Origin of the sequence: Nocardia cerradoensis NBRC 101014 (assembly GCF_000308535.1) — a bacterium.
Classification (GTDB): Bacteria; Actinomycetota; Actinomycetes; order Mycobacteriales; family Mycobacteriaceae; genus Nocardia; species Nocardia cerradoensis.
On record NZ_BAFW01000174.1, the window covers coordinates 1 to 15,551 of the forward strand.

A 15,551-nucleotide genomic window follows, 5' to 3' on the forward strand; every position below is an offset into this window, starting at 1 on the left:
GTCGTCCATGGCCAATGCCCTTCACACGCAAGGAGTTCGGGCCGGGGACCGGGTCGCCGCGCTGATGGACAACCGCGTGGAGCTCATCGACCTCCTGCTGGGTTGCGCTTGGCTGGGAGCAGCGACGGTCCCGCTGAACGTGGCACTGCGGGGTGACGGTTTGCACCACGCGCTCCGCGAGTCCGAGGCCCGGTGGGTGCTCGTCGCACCCCGCTATGCCGGACACGTCGAAGCGACCGGATACCGCGGCATGTCCTGGATCGTCGGCTCCCCGTCGGCTCCCCACAGCGATCCTGCGACGACAGCGCCACCTCGCGAACCCGCGTCGGTCGGCGATCTCGATCTCGCTGCGGTGCTGTTCACCTCGGGCACCACCGGGCTGCCGAAGGGCGTTCGCTGTCCGCATGCCCAATTCCTCTGGTGGGGTGAGGGCGTCGGGCGCTCGCTCGGTCTGCGAGCCGGCGACGTCCTGTACAACTGTCTGCCACTGTTCCACACCAACGCCCTCGGCACCCTGTTCCAGGCGCTGGTGTGGCGTGGCACTTTCGTTCTCGGCGAACGGTTTTCGGCGAACGACTATTGGGCACAAGTGGAGCGGTCCGGGGCCACCGTCACCTACCTGCTCGGTGCGATGGTGGCCATGCTGATCAACCGGCCGCCGGCTCCGGTCGAACGCGCCCATCGGGTTACCCGCGCGTTGTCGCCCGCTACGCCGGCGCACCTGTACGTCCCGTTCCGCAACCGGTTCGGCATCGACCTCGTCGACGGGTTCGGCACCACCGAGACGAATCTGGTCATCGGCTCCACGCCGGGCCGGCGCCGGGATGGGTTCATCGGCACGGTGATGGAGGGTTACGAGGTCACCGTCACGGAGGACGGACGTCCTGTCGCCGACGACACTCCCGGCGAGCTCGTGGTTCGCAGCCTGCGTCGGGGGGCGTTCGCCCTGGGCTACCTGGGTGACACCGTTCCCGAGCAGGGCGCGTGGATTCACACCGGTGACCGGGTGATACGCGCTCGCGACGGGTGGTTCCGATTCGTCGATCGCCTCAAGGACGTGATCCGCCGGCGCGGCGAGAACATCTCGGCCACCGAAGTGGAGGCCGTACTGTCCCGGCATCCGGACGTCGCGCACATCGCTGTCTTCCCGGTGCCGTCCGACCTCGCCGAGGACGAGGTCATGGCGACGATCGTGCCGCGGGAGGGGGCGGAACTCGACCCGGCCGACCTATTGCGCTTCGGCGAACAGCATCTGGCGCACTTCGCACTCCCTCGCTATGTCGATCTGGTGACGAGGCTGCCGCTCACCGAGACCGGCAAAGTGCGCAAGCAGGACTTGCGCGCTCGCGGCGTCGGCGCGAACACCTGGGACGCGGAGCACCGAGGCTTCCGGCCGACGCGCACGTGAGGCCGCGCGAATCAGCGCCCGCACCCGTTGAACGAACACATCGCGGGACTGCAGGCCCCGGTAGGACGCGACGGCTCGCCCGGTGTATGAGTGCATCGCATCGCCTGCAGCGTCCGGGTGATGCCCACGCCCGCGGTACGCAGGGCGCCGGTGATGCGGCTGACGTTGAGCCGCGCGGTGGGACCGGTGACCGACAACGCGCCCGCCAGAACACCAGGGCCGCTGAATACCGGGACGGCGACGCTCATATATCCGAGGCGGGTCTCCTCCACCTCGACGGCCAGTTGTTCCTTGCGCATCCGCTCCAGCTGCGTGCGCAGGACTGCGACAGACATCGTGGTGCGTCTGGTGAGTGCGGTGAACCCTTGTTCCACGACCGCGTCGAACACCGACTGCGGCGAGAACGCCAGGATCATCTTCCCGGTGGCCGTGCAGTACAGCGGCAGCCGGCCCGCGACGCGCGATTGCTGATTGAGCCCACGATGGCCGATGATCTTCTCGATGTAGAGCACGTCGATACCGTCGCGCACCGAGAAATGAACCGTTTCCTGCGTGGCGAGCAGGAGATCCTCCATATAGGGCAGCGCCGCGTCGCGGAGAATTCGCTGCCGCGGCACCAGCTGACCGAGTTCGAACAACCGCAGACCCAGGCGGTACTTCGTCCCGGCCCGTTCCAGCAGACCCCACTCCACGAGTTCACCCGCGAGGCGGTGCACCGATGCTTTCGCGACACCGCTGCGGCGCGCCAATTCGGTCAACGACAGATCGCTGCACTCGGTATCGAACGCGTCGAGAATCAAGCGAGCTTTGCCCAGGACCGAAGACATTTCCGTGCCTGCCTGCTGGACCGCCGCGTCGAGAGGGCCGACCGGTACGATTCCACCCGGTTCTCGTGCCGCTGTAGTCAAGGATGCCTCCTGATGGGTCCGGCGAGCGGAGTGTCGATACGGCCGTCCGGAGCTGCGGCCCGCTCGCCTGATAGCGCAACGCTACGGGATTGCCGTCGAGAGAGGCACGTCACACGGTCCGGTCAGTGGACCGGTTCCACAGTGTTTACATCCGGCCACGTGATCTCGGCGGAGGCCAAAAAGTCCCGCACCACGGAGGCCACCGCCGATGCCTCGCGCTCGAGCAGGGCGACCGTGCCGTTGTCGACCACAGCACGGCGGACGGAGCGAGCTGCCACCAACCGATCGCTCAGAACGGGAAGGTTGGGCATCGAGAACGGATCCTTTTCCGCACCGATCAACAGCACGGGGGCGGTTACCGCACCGATGCGGTCCTCCATCCGGTACCGGGCACACGCTCGATGTCCCTCGGCCGGATCGACACCGAATGCGAGCGCGTCGCGTATGAACCGGTCCAGCAGACCGGCGACCGGCGCCGGATAGTACGGCCGGCGCAAATCCCAGAGGGTGCGCAGATGAGTGCCGCTCTCGTTCCGCTCCGCGCGATCCACCCCTCCCGCGGCCGCATGATTCCCACGATATCGCTCATCGGTCCATGGACAAGACGACAGTAGCAGTGCGACGACGCGCTCGCCGGCGGTGACGGCCATCTCCAGAGCCACCGCCGCGCCGGTGTGATGTCCCAGAACAGCGGCGTGTTGGACGCCGAGTGCGTCCAGCAACTCACACGCCCCGCGGGCGTACAGTTCGATGGTCTGCGGGGCCGGCAGTTTCGCACTCGCACCGAAACCCACCATATCCATTGCGAGCACGCGATATTCGCCCGCGAGCAGAGGCATCAATTCCCGGAATTCGTCCCAGGAGCGGGGAGTCTGATGGAGCAGCAGAAGGGTGGGGCCCTCCCCCTGCTCGGCATAGTGCAGCTGACCGAACGACGTATCGGCGTAGCCGAAGCGGAGTTCCGTGCCCATCAGTACGCCGCCACCATCGGCGTATCGACGCCGATCGCATCGATCTTCGCGGCGCCACCCGGATTGCCCACCGGCTCGGTACGGGTCGGCAGAATGTCCAGGAAGAACCTCTTGTTGTCCTCCTTGAACTCGGGCGCGGCCTTGCGGTCCACCGTGATCGCCTCGACCGGGCATGCCAATTCGCACGCACCGCAGTCGATGCACTCGTTCGGATTGATGTACAGCTTGCGGTCGCCCTCGTAGATGCAATCGACCGGGCACTCCTCCATGCACGAGCGATCGGTGTAGTCGATACAGGCTTCGCCAATCACGAATGCCATTGTCAGCCCTCCTGTTCGGTTGAATGCCCGGGGAAGATCTCGGCGTCCGGATCGAGGACGGCCGCAGCGTTGTTGACCGCGGTGGCGGCCTCGCCGAACCCAACCGCGATGAGCCGTACTTTCCCCGGATAGTCGGTGATGTCGCCGGCCGCGTAGACGCGGTCGACGTTGGTCTGCATTCGGGTATTCACGACGATGTGCCGGGAATCGATCTCGAGCCCCCATTCGGTCAGCGGCCCCAGGTCCGCGGTGAAACCCAATGCGGCGATGACGGATTGCGCGGGAAGAGTTGTCGTCGACTTGTCCGCTCTGTGCGCGACATCCACTTCGGCAATCCAGCCGTTGCCGCGGACGGACGAGATGTCGGCATTGACCAGCACCCGCACCGAGCTGTCGTACACCTTTGCCACTGTCGATTTGTGCGCCCGGAACTTGTCGCGGCGATGAACCAGCGTCACGGAGTTGGCAATCGGCTCGAGATGCATCGCCCAATCGAACGCGCTGTCACCTCCGCCCACGATGACGACGTCCTTTCCCGCGTGTTCCGACAGGTCGGGAACGAAATAGCTCAGACCCCGGCCGAGAAAATCGAGCCCCTTCGTCAACGGACGTGGCGTGAAGGTCCCGATCCCACCGGTGACGATGACCGCGCCCGCGGTGATTCTGCGGCCCGCATCGGTCGCGACAACCGCGTTACCGAAGGCGTCGTGTGTCAGCCCCAGCGCCTGCTCCCCCATCAGATAGATCGGATCGAACGGCGCAGCCTGCGCGAGCAGTCCGTCGATCAGGTCGCGGCCTTTGATCGCGGGAAATCCCGCGATGTCGAGGATGGCCTTCTCGGGATACATCGCGCTCACCTGGCCGCCCGGTTCGGCGAGCGCATCTATCACAGCGACGCGCAGACCGCGAAAACCCGCGTAGTACGCGCCGTAGAGTCCCGCCGGGCCGGCGCCGACGATGAGAATATCGACGTCGAGTTCGGCGCCGGATGCGATGGACGATGTGTTCACGAGGGAAACGCTAATCCTGCTGTGGCCCTTGATAAATGAACTCGGTCCGGTCAATGGACCGGTTCCGATTCCCCTACGCGCGAAACGGGCCCGGCGGCCACCGGAAGTGGTCGCCGGGCCCGTGGGCCGGTAGTCGCCGATGACATCTCGGCGCGGAAGATCCGCGGTTCTCCGGCCGCAATCCTTTCCGCCTATTTGACGCCGTACCGGGAAAGGAATTTCGCCGACAGCACCCGCAGGACCCGGTCGAAGGCGAAACCCATGATGCCCAGCACGATGATGCCGACGAACGTCCAGTCGATCCGGCCGTAGTTGCGGGCCTGCCAGATCATCGACCCGATACCGCGATCGGCGGCGACGATTTCCGCGGAGACGATGGTCAGAAAGCTGTTGCCCATCGCCAGCCGGGCTCCGGTGACGATGCCGGGAACAGCCGACGGCAGCACGACCGTCTTCATCAACTGCAGCCGGTTCGCGCCCAGGTTGGTTGCGGCTTGCAGTTTGTTCTCGGCAATCGAGACCGTGGCCGCGATCGTGCTCACCGTGACGATGAAGACAGAGGTGTAGAAGATCAGCACGACCTTGGATGTCTCGCCGATACCGAACCAGACCACCGCCAGCGTCACGAAGGCGATGGGCGGGATGAAGCGGAAGAACTCGATGTACGGATCCAGCAACTGTCGCACGAGGTCGACGCGCCCCATGAGAATTCCGATCGGGGCGCCGATCACGACGCCGAGGCTCCAGCCGAGCAGAATTCGTTGCGCCGAAGCGGAAATCGACGTCCACAGCACACCACGCTGCGCGAGTTCGACCGCCGCCGACCACACCTCCACCGGCGACGCGATGGTCGTCGGCCCGTACCACCACGCGAGGAAGGACCAGACGGCCAGCCCCAGCACCCCCGAGGCCACCCACAGCAGCGCGGTGCGCGTCACCCGTCCCGCCGCCGCGAGCGATTTCCCCTGTGTCCGTTTTGAATTCGCGTTTCCGGCCGGTGCGGCCGGACTCTGCACAATGGCGGTCATAGCTCGTCCTCTTCGATACCTTGGTTCCGCAACGACGCCACGACCTCGGCTCGGATGTCGTCGCGCAGCTGTTCGTACAGATCGATCACGTCCGGATGGGCGCGATCGCGGGGACGGGGCGCATCGACCTGGTAGATGCTCTTGATGCGCGCCCTCGGTCCGGCGGACATGACCACCACACGATCGGCCAGCGTCAACGCCTCGTCGATGTCATGGGTGACGAAGACGACGGTGCAGCCGGTGTGCCGCCAGATCTTGTCCAGCTCGACCTGCAGAACCTGCCGGGTCTGCGCGTCGAGTGCGCCGAACGGCTCGTCCATCAGGACCAGCGACGGCTGATTGGCCAGCACACGGGCGATTTGGACGCGCTGTCGCATCCCGCCCGACAACTGGGACGGGTATTTGTCTCCCGAATGGGGAAGGCCGACCATTGCCAGATATTCGGCCGCGATCCGCGTCTGCTCGGCCTTGTTCGCGCCGCGCATACGGGGTCCATAGGAGACGTTCTGACGTACGGTCATCCATTCGAAAAGGGCTTCCGAACTCTGGAAGACCATTCCCGCATGGGCGTTGCTCCCTTTCACCGCCGTACCGTCACAGTAGATGTCACCAGCGGTGGGTTCGACGAACCCCGCCATGGAGGACAACAGCGTCGACTTCCCGCAACCGCTGGGGCCGAGGAGGCAGACGAATTCCCCTTCCGCCACCGTGAGATCGATGTCCGAAACGATATCGGCGGCGCCGAAACTGATTCCTAGACCGTGGATTTCGACGGAGACGCCGTTGATTGCAGTAATACTCATTGCGCACTCTTCTTGTACCAGTCGGCGAGCATCGCCGAACGAAGATCCGGTTGCTCGGTGAGCGCACCGAGCTTCTTGTAGAAGTCGACGACCGACTGTGCCGCGGCGATATCGTCGGTGGTCAGATTCTTCACACCGAAGTCGATGTCGCGAATTGCGGTGATGGTCTGGTCCTCGGCGACGTTCACCGCCGACTTGGTTGCCGCCGCCGCGGCCGCGGGATCCGATTCGACCAGCTGCGTGGCCTTGTCGAGAACCCGGGCCACCGTCAGCGCATCGTTCTCGTGCCCGGCGAGCCACGGCTGTGTCGTGATCGCCCAGTGGTGGTAGAGCCAGTTGTAGTCCCCGGTTCTGGCAACGACGTGCCCGATACCCTGGCGCAGCGCCGCCGTGGGCCACGGCTCCCACAGCACGTAGCCGTCGATGTCGCCCCGGCCGAGTAGCGCGGGCATGTCGGTCGGAGTGGCTTTGATCATCTTCACCGATTCCGGCCGGACGCCGTGCGCTTCGAGATATTTCTCGGTGGAGATCTGCCCCAAACCGGGAACGATGCCGAACTTCTGTCCCGCGGCCGGCGCCTCGAGTCCGTTGCGCAGAACGACTTTGATGTAGTCGCCGGAGGCTTCGTAGGAATACATCGCCCGAAGCGACGGGTTCTGACGCAATTGCGCGATCGTGGTGGTGTCGGAGCTTCCCGCTAGTTGCACCTGTCCGCTCGACAGCGCATCGACAGCCTCCCCCCCACTACCGAATTGGACCAGGTGCACGTCCAGCCCGGCCTCCTTGAAAAGCCCTTTCTGGTCTGCGACGAAGAACGGAGCATAGGACGCATCGATGCCTACCGCGATGCGGAGCTGACCGCCCGCCGAACCTGCGGCGCCATGCGTCGCCGGTCGGCTGCACGCGCCGACTGACATCGTGACGAGTACTGCCGCCAGGAGGGCAGTGCTTCTGATTCGAGATCGCCAGGCCATATAGGGACGCACCTTCGCTGTGTGATCTGGGCCGCATTCCTGCGGAGGGTGTGAGCAACATAGCCATCTCCGAACCGGCCTGAGAATCATCTCGGTCCGCCGAACGGACCCGTTCGGAAGGCGTTTCCCGAGCGCAACAAACGACGGCAGAACCCGGGATCTCGGGACATCTCGGCGCAACATTTTCTCGGCGCCGGCAGTGCGCCGAACGCACGGCGGGCCGGGCACGCACCGAATGCGTGACCGGCCCGCCGTTTACGGGGACTGTCGACTCAGGCCGACGCCTCGGCCTTGACCTTCGCCGACGCCTCGGCCAGGAATTCCAAACTCAGCGGGTTGTACCGCGCGGCCTGTTCGTGCTGCGGCCAGTGCCCGCACTCCGGGTAGAGCTGCAGGCGCGCGCCGGGGATGTCCTCGGCCAGTTTTTTGGCTTCCGGAACGTCTCCGAACGGGTTTTCGTGGCCCCAGACGACCAGGGTGGGCGCCTGGATCCGGGCGAGCCGCTCCGGCCGCAACAGGTTGCGCTGCCGAATCTCCATCTCCTGCAGGGACAACAGATTGTGGATGTTGGCGACGAAATCGGGCTGGTGATAGATCCGGTGACGTACTTCGACGAGTTCCTCGGTGGCGTTGACCGGGTCGTGCATCAACAACCGTAGCCGGGCGCGGGTCAGCTCGATATCGTCGCTGCGCACCGCATCGAGAGTGGACGTCTTGATCCGTTCCATCACCACAGGATTCGCGACCGTGCCGCCTGCGGCGAGCAGCTGCAGCGACAGCACCCGCTCGGGCAGTTCGCTCGCGAGGTGGGCCGCGACCCAGCCACCGAGCGATTCGCCCACCAGATGTGCCCGCTGGATCCCCACGGCGTCGAGGTAGTCGACCAGGTGGGCCACGTAGCGCGGGATCTCGTAGGGGTAGTCCGGCTTGCCGGTGTAGCCGTGCCCGAGCATATCGATGGCGTGGCATTCGTAGTGGGGCGCGTGCGCTGGGATGTTGCGTGCGAACGCCTCGAGGTGGCCGCTGGTGCCGTGCAGGAACACGACCGCTTCCTCCCCCGCGCCGGACCGCAGTGCTCGGGTGGGCACGCCGTTCGCATCGACGGTGGTGAGGCTGAAGTCGAGTCCGGTCAGTTCGTTCCAGATTGTCATGATCGTGTCCTTCGTGACGATGAATCGGCGTGGTCAGGGTCGAGAACCGCGACACCCATTCCGGTGAGCCACTCCGGAATTGCCTCGTAGGCAAGGCGTTCGGCGGGGATGTAGTCCAGGATCGCGGCCATCATGAGCCAGGTGCGCAACTCCTGCGCGCCGTTACCGGCCGCTTCTTCGACGTAGCTCGTGGTGTACTCGGCCAGTTCCGCCGCCTTGCCGGCCGCGAAGAGGTCGAGGAGGCGATCATCGAACTCCGGCGTGATGGCAGCCTCCGCGGCGCGGATGATCTCGCGGCGTCGTACGTCGTAGTCGGACCAGTTTTCCCGCCCGTCCAGCCACGCGCGGACCATGAAGTCCTCGTCCGCGCCGTGCGGGTCGCGCCAGTCCGGCCAGGGCAGGCGATGGGAGAGTCCACCGGAGGCGATGACGACGACTCGCTTGTCGGAGGGAAAGCCCTCGACCGCCGCGCGGATCGCATCGGCCAGTTCGGCGCACCGCCGAAAAGTCGGCAGCGGTGGCGCGAAGACGTTGACCACGAGCGGCACGACGGGGATGTGGATTCCGTCGAGCAGATATTGAATGGCATGGGACTGGCCGTGATCGATCTGCAACCGCGCCGAGTACGCCAGATCGAAACGCCCGCTTTCGATCACCGTATTCGCCATGTGGCGCGCGAACTCGACATCGACCGGCTGCGGCCCCTTCGGCGTACCCGATTCACCGCTCGAAATACATTCCCCCACACCGAGAGTGAAGGCCGGGATCAGATCCAGCCAGAACCCGCGGAAGTGGTTGGAGCCGATGATCAGCGCGACATCGGGCTTCGCGGCCGCGATTCGGTCCCGCGCGGCGAAGAGCGCGTCCCGAAACCGTTCGGCTTCGGCCTTGTGCGTGGTTTGTTCCCAATGGGTGTTCATCAGGGTGCTGTGCGAGGCTCCGATACCCAGCACGATTCTCGCCATCAGGCAATCCCTACTTCCTCGAGGCTGTGGGTGACCGTGTCGAGCGCGACACGAACGAGGTATCTGGTGAGCTTCTCCGCTTCCCGCAGGTCGACGGTGTTCATGCCCATGGCGAAGTCGACGTCGAACGGGGCGTCGGCGACCTTGGGCATGCCGACCCGCACGGTGGGGATCCCGCGACCCCGTAGGATGTTCGCGTCGGTCGCGCCACTCGCGTCGCGAAACTCCCGGTGTGGAGCGGCCTCGGCCGCTTCCCATGCTTCGACAGCCTTGCGGCTCAGCCACATTCGCGGATCCGAGGCCTCTCCGGGGATCGCCAGGATCTGCTCCACATCGACCCGGATTTGCAGGTCGGCGGCAATCCTGCGCACCGCTTGGACGATTTCGCGTTTGGCGGCAGTGGGTGTGGTGCGCGGGCTGAGCCGCAGGTCGGCCATCATGCGGACGCACGCCGGAGTGAACGACGCGGTGCGCTCCCAGCCGCCGCGGATGTTGGCGACCATCCCCTGTGGCCGGACCAGACCATCGTCGTGCGCCTGCGAGTAGTGGGGAAACCACTCCTCGAGCAGGTTGGCGACCTCCCCGGCGAGCGCCACCGGGTTCCGATAGGGCAGCCGATGCCGGGAGCCCACGTAGGTGTGGCTTCCGTGCACCGTGATCTCGAACCACGCGAGCCCGACCTCTTCCCAGGACACCGTCCACCCGGGCTTCGCGATGAGCGCGAAATCCGCCCACACTCCCTGTTCGAGCAGGAAGGAGCAGCCGACTCCCTGTCCGGTGTTGCGGCGCGAATTGCCCACGCCGGGGCGGGCATTGGTCGGCATTCCGCCGGCGCCGAAACCCACCAGCAGGTCCCCGGTGAGCGGTACTCCGGCGGAGCGGATAGCCTCCGCCGCGGCCAGGATGCAGGCGGTGTGCCCCTTGGGGTTGGAGGCGCCGAGCCCGACTACGTAGTCGTCGACGGTCGTGGCGTGGGCGACCATGTCGGCGCGCAGCGATTCTCCTGCCCACGGCAGATCCTCGTCGGGGCTGCCGGTGGTCACCGTATCGATCGGCGCGTACAGCAGCAGGTCCGGTCCGGTGCCGTCACCCCGCAACCGGCCCCACGCATTGGCCTGCCGATCATCGAGGTACATCGTGTGGGACTCGATATCGGCCGCCGCCAACGTCGCGGTGATATGCCGGGCGAGCGGAGCTTCGTCGCCGGTGGGGCTCGGAATGTCGATCAGCCCGGACAGCAACTCGCACAGGCGTTTCCGGTTCACCCGCGCGCAGGCCGCTTCGACCCACCGGCGCCGCTGTGCGTCCAGCCCGGCCAGCGCATCGGCTTCCGCGATCGTCATCGACGGACCTGGTGTACCTGTGTGTTGCTGTGTCGCGCGAGGAACCTCCACGCGGCGGGCGCACCGGCGACGGCCGCGCCGCCCGCGGCGAATGCGATCAGTGTCTTGAACATGTGCCTCTCCTACTCACCGGACGAAACGGTCTGCGCGGACGCCGCCGCGCCGTTGCGGGCCGCCGGCGCCCGGCGCTCCCGCGTCTTGGCAACCGGCTGTTTGACGAAGTCGACTGCTGCCGTGAGCTTTTCGGCATACTCCTCTTCCGCGAGATTGCGCCACGCGGTCAGTGAGACATCGGGCCGGTACAGCTTCTCCGGCGGTGCGTCGGTGACCTCGACCATCCACGCGTCCTGCCCGGAGAACTGGCCGTGGAACAGCCACCGGATCGCGCCGAGATACTTCGCGTAGAAGCCGAGTTTCCGGATTCCGGACACGAAATTCACCATCAAGCCGACGTACTGGTGACGTCCGTCGTCGACCGGTACGTAGAACTCGTAGTGGATGAAGTTGGGGTAGGCGATCCGCAGTACACCGGGCATGGACAGGGATGCGAACCCGGGGAACTTCTGCGCCGCGATGACGGGATTCACTTCCAGACCGGCGCCGACGTTGCCGATCTGCGAGACCTGCGACTCGTCCGGCCGCTTCTTCCACCACCGCTTGTTGGTCCATCTCCCGACTTCGGGAAAATCGGCCTCCCAGTACACCTCGTCCTGGACGCGGTAGATCCACCGCCCGTCGGGCACGATGCGGGTGACGTTCCAGGTGGGCATCGGCTTGAACAATCGCCACAGCGCCGTGCGGTGCAGATACTTCGCGTGCCCCTCGTCGAAACCGTTCTCGCAGGCGAAACGCCAATCGCCCGCACGCGCCTGGATGCGGCCGCCGACGACCCCGTCGTTCTCCACGAGCTCACGCGGCAATTGCTCGTCGAGGGGCGGCGCCGGCTCGCGGGTGACGGGGATGTACACCCAGACCAGGCCCAGCCGTTCCTCGACCGCGTACGTCTGTACTTCGAGTTTCCCGCAGATCTTGGAATCGGGACCGTCGGTGATGACCGCGACGAGCTTGCCGTCGGTCAGGCGATAGGTCCATCCGTGGTACGGGCAGCTGACCGTACCGGGGAATTGCTGATCGCCTTCCGACAGGGGCACTCCCCGGTGGGGGCAGCGGTCGTGCAGTGCGTAGACCTTGCCACCGTCGCGGATGAGGGCGAGCTTCTCGCCGCAGATCGTGTAACTCGCGGGCTTCGCGGTGATGTGGCTGGACCAGGTGACGGGGTACCAGTAGCCGCGGTAGCCGCGTCCGGCCGCGTTGTACTTGGGCCAGGCCGTCCAGTCCTGCCTGCCGGCCGCGCGCGGCCGCTCCGGCACCTCCTGCGTGACCTTCGGCGCCTCGACACCAGTCATGTGAAGTCCTCTCGAGACGAGCTGATTGATACTGCCGATCCTGAGTCAGGAACGGCTGGGCGCCAATGGATTCGGTCTGCTCAGCGAACCGGGTTCACAGTGCCGGGCCACCACGGCCTCACCCTCGGCGCACAGCACGCCGTCGGCGGTGTGCTCCGCCAATTCGAGCGTCACGAATCCGTCGGCGATCTCACGGACCACACCGGTCACGACGAGCTCGGACCCCACGTACGCCGGCGCACGATTGCGCCATCCGACCGAGACCACACCCCCGGGTCCACCCGCGAATTCGGCTGCCGCGCGGTGGAAGAGCGCACCGTGGAGCTGGGCCATCACGACGGGTCCGGCCAGACCCTCGATCTCGGCGTATAGCGGGTCGTAATGGATGCGGTGCGCGTTGTGCGTAGCGGCACCGAAACGCAGCAGTCGCACGGGGTCGGCCCGCAGGACGACCGGACCGATGTCCTGTCCGACTTCGACGTCGCCACTCGGCCCGGCCGTCATCGGACGATGAACCTTTCGGTGACGGTGGCGAGGTCTCCGGCCCGCGCGGCTCGATAGACCTTGGACACCGTGAGCAGCAGGAATTCCTTACCAGGGCGTCCTTTCCGGTCCACGGCATCGAGGGTGCGTCGCAGCTCGATCGGATCGCCGAGCGGCACTTCCCGATGAAAGGCGATGCTCTGCCCACCGGCCATCAGATTCACGGCCAGTCCGTCCGTACCCGGAACCTCGTCGCGGAACATGCCGTCCTCCCGGTAGTCGGCATCGACGCCGCCGTCGGGCCCCCGCAGCAAACTGGGCAGATACAGGGGATGCACGCGGAAGCCGTCGGTATCGGGATCGAGCAGGCGAGGATCGCGTTCACCGCAGGCATGCGCGAACGCGACCGTCTCCGCTGCGCGTAACTGGCCGAGCGCACGATGCTCGGCGGTGCCGACGAGGGCGCGGGCCCGTGCCTCGGCCGTTCGCAAATCTGGTCGCATGTGCGCAAGCTAGCTCCGCGCGCGGGCACCCGACCACAGGCCGGGACCGCCCAACGGACCCGGATCCTTCACACCGCTCGCGAAATGACGTCAGCTGAGCCCATGGCCCAACCACCGAACAGTTTGTACGCCGACGCGGCGGGCGTGAAATTCCACTACCACGACCTCGGCGCCGGCAGTCCCACCGTCTTCCTCCACGGCGGCGGACCCGGATGCACCGCGTGGTCCGACTTCGGTCCCGTCGCACCGCTGTTCGCGCGCGATCGCCGCGCGATACTGGTCGACATCCTCCAGTACGGCCGGTCCGAGAAGTGCACCATCAGCGGCCCGATGTGGGATTTCCACGCGGCGAAGATCGTCGCGCTCATGGACGAGTTGAACGTCGACCGCGCCGACTTCGTCTGCAACTCCTGGGGCGGGACGATCGCCCTGAATCTCGCTGCGAAGTATCCCGACCGGGTGCGCGCGTTGGTGGTCACGGGCAGCATGCCGGTGTTCTACGGACCGCTGGCGCCGCTGCCCGAAAACGGTCATCGTGGCCGGACGGCACGCGACGTCTACTACGGCGGGGAAGGGCCCACCCGGGAGAAGATGCGGCAGCTGATCACCCGTCTGGAGTGGTTCGACGCGGACAAGCTTCCGCAGGAAACCCTCGACATGCGCTACGAGCAGAGTCTCGACCCGGAGGAAATGGCACTCGCGGCAGCGTCGGACAACCCGCGCGGCGACTGGCAGGACCTCACCGCGGAACTGGGGATGATCACAGCGCCGGTGCTGTTCGCGTGGGGCATGCACGACGCGTTTCTCACCCCGGACTACCCGTTGATGCTCGCGAGGATGATCGAGCACGGCCATCTCTACGTGATGGACAAGGCCTCCCACCACCTTCAGGAAGAACGGCCGTACGACTTCTACTCCGTGGTGAGCGGCTTCCTTGACCAGCAGCATTCGTGACGCCGGGCGGGTTTCCCCAGGGGAAGGCGCAGGCCGGACGCGGCTCGTCCTGATCCTGGGGTTGCTCACCGCACTCGGACCGTTCACCGTCGACATGTATCTGCCTGCGCTGCCGACTATCACGAGGCACTTCCATACCACCGATACCGCCGTTCAGCTCACCTTGACGGGTACGTTGACGGGTCTGGCGATCGGCCAACTGGTCGCGGGGCCGTTGTCCGACATCTACGGGCGGCGAAAGCCGCTCGTCGCAGGCACTTTCCTGCACGTCTCGGCATCGGTGGCATGCTTCTTCGCTCCCTCCATCGCGGCGCTCGGAGCCTTCCGAACGCTCCAGGGTCTGGGTGCGGCCGCGACCGGTGTCATCGCGATGGCCGTCGTGCGCGACCTGTTCACCGGTCGTGCCGCGGCGGTCGTGCTGTCCCGGTTGATGCTCGTCATGGGGGTCGCCCCGATTCTGGCCCCGTCGGTCGGCGGCCTCGTTTCCGGCGCGATCTCATGGCAAGGGGTGTTCCTCGTACTCGCCGTCCTCGGCGCGGGAATGATGGCACTGGGCGGGTGCGCGCTGCCGGAGACCCTGCCGCCCGACGCACGCGCCGGACGCGGAATCTCCCAGGTGCTCAACGGATACGGCCGATTGATCCGCGATCCCCAGTTCGTCGTCTTGGTGCTGGTGTGCGGCTTGGGGCGCTCGGTTCTGTGGGCATACATCGCCGGCTCGTCCTTCGTGATGCAGGGCCAGTTCGGGCTCAGCTCGGTGTCCTACGGGTTCGCCTTCGCCGCGGGCGGGGTCGCGTTGATCGGAGCGTCTCAAGTGAACGTCGCCCTGCTGACGCGCTGGTCCCCGCTGCGCATCAGCCTGGTCTCGCTTCTGGTCAGCACGATCGTCGGCGGTGGATTCGTCGTGCTGTCGGCGTTGCGGGCCGGTGGATTTCCCGGCTTCGCCGTCCCGGTCCTGGTTCTGCTCTTCGCCACCGGGTTCGTCATGCCGAACGCGCCCGCGCTGGCGTTGTCCCGCCACGGCGGGGTCGCGGGGACGGCTGCTGCCACGGTCGGTTTCGCGCAGTTCGGTGCGGCGGGCGTGGTCGCACCCATCGTCGGGCTGCTGGGGAACACAAGCCTCGCGGTGGCGATCACCATGACCGCGGCCGCGACGCTCGCGTTCACCGTCCTCGCCCTGATGAGCATCTCGCGGCGCGAGCGCCCGCGAGCCCGCGGTCAGGATGGGCAGAACGTGGTCCGCTCGGGCCCGGTTTGGGCTACCGAACCCGCCCACCCGGTCGCGCGATACCACGCACCGACAGACCGCTGTCGGCGGTGACGA

At 66.2% G+C, this 15,551-nt stretch carries 16 protein-coding genes; 3 read left to right on the top strand and 13 right to left on the bottom strand.

The genetic code is table 11. From position 1 onward, the window contains the following. The coding region (locus ON23_RS18235) for a crotonobetainyl-CoA--carnitine CoA-transferase (protein ID WP_039779682.1) at nucleotides 1-1,408 on the top strand (1,408 nt) is incomplete at its 5' end. An 11-nt stretch (nucleotides 1,409-1,419) separates the two neighbouring features. Here the strand turns inward: ON23_RS18235 and ON23_RS18240 are convergent. The 13 genes from ON23_RS18240 to ON23_RS18300 form a co-directional block, all read right to left on the bottom strand. Further along, on the bottom strand, nucleotides 1,420-2,235 hold the full coding sequence (locus tag ON23_RS18240; protein ID WP_039779641.1) for an IclR family transcriptional regulator: 816 nt from the start codon (nucleotides 2,233-2,235) through the stop codon (nucleotides 1,420-1,422). A 203-nt stretch (nucleotides 2,236-2,438) separates the two neighbouring features. After that, nucleotides 2,439-3,287 (bottom strand): alpha/beta fold hydrolase, encoded by an 849-nt coding sequence (locus tag ON23_RS18245; RefSeq protein WP_051042839.1) that lies wholly within the window; start codon nucleotides 3,285-3,287, stop codon nucleotides 2,439-2,441. Next, nucleotides 3,287-3,607, bottom strand: coding sequence for a ferredoxin (gene fdxA / locus ON23_RS18250; RefSeq protein ID WP_039779642.1), 321 nt, complete (start codon nucleotides 3,605-3,607; stop codon nucleotides 3,287-3,289). Before fdxA ends, ON23_RS18245 begins: the two co-directional genes overlap by 1 nt. 2 nt (nucleotides 3,608-3,609) lie before the next feature. After that, nucleotides 3,610-4,617 carry an NAD(P)/FAD-dependent oxidoreductase gene (locus ON23_RS18255; protein ID WP_039779644.1) on the bottom strand — a complete coding sequence of 336 codons (1,008 nt, stop codon included), beginning with the start codon at nucleotides 4,615-4,617 and terminating at the stop codon, nucleotides 3,610-3,612. Between the two features lie 191 nt (nucleotides 4,618-4,808). Continuing rightward, on the bottom strand, nucleotides 4,809-5,645 hold the full coding sequence (locus tag ON23_RS18260) for an ABC transporter permease (RefSeq protein ID WP_039779645.1): 837 nt from the start codon (nucleotides 5,643-5,645) through the stop codon (nucleotides 4,809-4,811). After that, nucleotides 5,642-6,448 (bottom strand): ABC transporter ATP-binding protein, encoded by an 807-nt coding sequence (locus ON23_RS18265; protein WP_039779646.1) that lies wholly within the window; start codon nucleotides 6,446-6,448, stop codon nucleotides 5,642-5,644. The genes ON23_RS18260 and ON23_RS18265 overlap by 4 nt, the downstream gene beginning before the upstream one ends. Further along, nucleotides 6,445-7,605 (bottom strand): ABC transporter substrate-binding protein, encoded by a 1,161-nt coding sequence (locus ON23_RS18270; protein WP_306307132.1) that lies wholly within the window; start codon nucleotides 7,603-7,605, stop codon nucleotides 6,445-6,447. Before ON23_RS18270 ends, ON23_RS18265 begins: the two co-directional genes overlap by 4 nt. Before the next feature lie 89 nt (nucleotides 7,606-7,694). Further along, the gene (locus ON23_RS18275) at nucleotides 7,695-8,573 is read right to left on the bottom strand and encodes an alpha/beta fold hydrolase (RefSeq protein WP_039779648.1); all 879 of its coding nucleotides are present in this window, start codon (nucleotides 8,571-8,573) and stop codon (nucleotides 7,695-7,697) included. Continuing rightward, nucleotides 8,570-9,538, bottom strand: coding sequence for a DODA-type extradiol aromatic ring-opening family dioxygenase (locus ON23_RS18280; RefSeq protein WP_039779649.1), 969 nt, complete (start codon nucleotides 9,536-9,538; stop codon nucleotides 8,570-8,572). Before ON23_RS18280 ends, ON23_RS18275 begins: the two co-directional genes overlap by 4 nt. Further along, entirely contained in the window at nucleotides 9,538-10,881 is a 1,344-nt protein-coding gene (locus ON23_RS18285) for a M20 family metallopeptidase (RefSeq protein ID WP_039779650.1), read from the bottom strand. The genes ON23_RS18280 and ON23_RS18285 overlap by 1 nt, the downstream gene beginning before the upstream one ends. 122 nt (nucleotides 10,882-11,003) lie before the next feature. Further along, a complete protein-coding gene (locus ON23_RS18290) occupies nucleotides 11,004-12,287 on the bottom strand; it encodes an aromatic ring-hydroxylating oxygenase subunit alpha (protein ID WP_039779651.1) in 1,284 nt (427 codons plus the stop codon). A 45-nt stretch (nucleotides 12,288-12,332) separates the two neighbouring features. Beyond that, entirely contained in the window at nucleotides 12,333-12,791 is a 459-nt protein-coding gene (locus tag ON23_RS18295) for a MaoC family dehydratase (RefSeq protein WP_051042840.1), read from the bottom strand. After that, on the bottom strand, nucleotides 12,788-13,273 hold the full coding sequence (locus ON23_RS18300) for an FAS1-like dehydratase domain-containing protein (RefSeq protein ID WP_039779652.1): 486 nt from the start codon (nucleotides 13,271-13,273) through the stop codon (nucleotides 12,788-12,790). The genes ON23_RS18295 and ON23_RS18300 overlap by 4 nt, the downstream gene beginning before the upstream one ends. A 102-nt stretch (nucleotides 13,274-13,375) precedes the next feature. On the opposite strand from ON23_RS18300, the gene ON23_RS18305 reads away from it, so the two are divergent. Further along, a complete protein-coding gene (locus ON23_RS18305) occupies nucleotides 13,376-14,227 on the top strand; it encodes an alpha/beta fold hydrolase (RefSeq protein WP_039779653.1) in 852 nt (283 codons plus the stop codon). Then, the gene (locus tag ON23_RS18310) at nucleotides 14,208-15,548 is read left to right on the top strand and encodes a multidrug effflux MFS transporter (protein ID WP_083904063.1); all 1,341 of its coding nucleotides are present in this window, start codon (nucleotides 14,208-14,210) and stop codon (nucleotides 15,546-15,548) included. Before ON23_RS18305 ends, ON23_RS18310 begins: the two co-directional genes overlap by 20 nt. The last annotated feature ends 3 nt before the right edge of the window (nucleotides 15,549-15,551 follow it).

Excerpts from the sequence above, each read along its gene's own strand:
- ON23_RS18240 (WP_039779641.1), bottom strand. The coding sequence starts at position 2,235 with ATGTCTTCGGTCCTGGGCAAAGCTCGCTTGATTCTCGACGCGTTCGAT.
- ON23_RS18245 (WP_051042839.1), bottom strand. The coding sequence starts at position 3,287 with ATGGGCACGGAACTCCGCTTCGGCTACGCCGATACGTCGTTCGGTCAG.
- fdxA (WP_039779642.1), bottom strand. The coding sequence starts at position 3,607 with ATGGCATTCGTGATTGGCGAAGCCTGTATCGACTACACCGATCGCTCG.
- ON23_RS18260 (WP_039779645.1), bottom strand. The coding sequence starts at position 5,645 with ATGACCGCCATTGTGCAGAGTCCGGCCGCACCGGCCGGAAACGCGAAT.
- ON23_RS18265 (WP_039779646.1), bottom strand. The coding sequence starts at position 6,448 with ATGAGTATTACTGCAATCAACGGCGTCTCCGTCGAAATCCACGGTCTA.
- ON23_RS18270 (WP_306307132.1), bottom strand. The coding sequence starts at position 7,605 with ATGTTGCGCCGAGATGTCCCGAGATCCCGGGTTCTGCCGTCGTTTGTT.
- ON23_RS18275 (WP_039779648.1), bottom strand. The coding sequence starts at position 8,573 with ATGACAATCTGGAACGAACTGACCGGACTCGACTTCAGCCTCACCACC.
- ON23_RS18280 (WP_039779649.1), bottom strand. The coding sequence starts at position 9,538 with ATGGCGAGAATCGTGCTGGGTATCGGAGCCTCGCACAGCACCCTGATG.
- ON23_RS18285 (WP_039779650.1), bottom strand. The coding sequence starts at position 10,881 with ATGACGATCGCGGAAGCCGATGCGCTGGCCGGGCTGGACGCACAGCGG.
- ON23_RS18290 (WP_039779651.1), bottom strand. The coding sequence starts at position 12,287 with ATGACTGGTGTCGAGGCGCCGAAGGTCACGCAGGAGGTGCCGGAGCGG.
- ON23_RS18295 (WP_051042840.1), bottom strand. The coding sequence starts at position 12,791 with ATGACGGCCGGGCCGAGTGGCGACGTCGAAGTCGGACAGGACATCGGT.
- ON23_RS18300 (WP_039779652.1), bottom strand. The coding sequence starts at position 13,273 with ATGCGACCAGATTTGCGAACGGCCGAGGCACGGGCCCGCGCCCTCGTC.
- ON23_RS18305 (WP_039779653.1), top strand. The coding sequence starts at position 13,376 with ATGGCCCAACCACCGAACAGTTTGTACGCCGACGCGGCGGGCGTGAAA.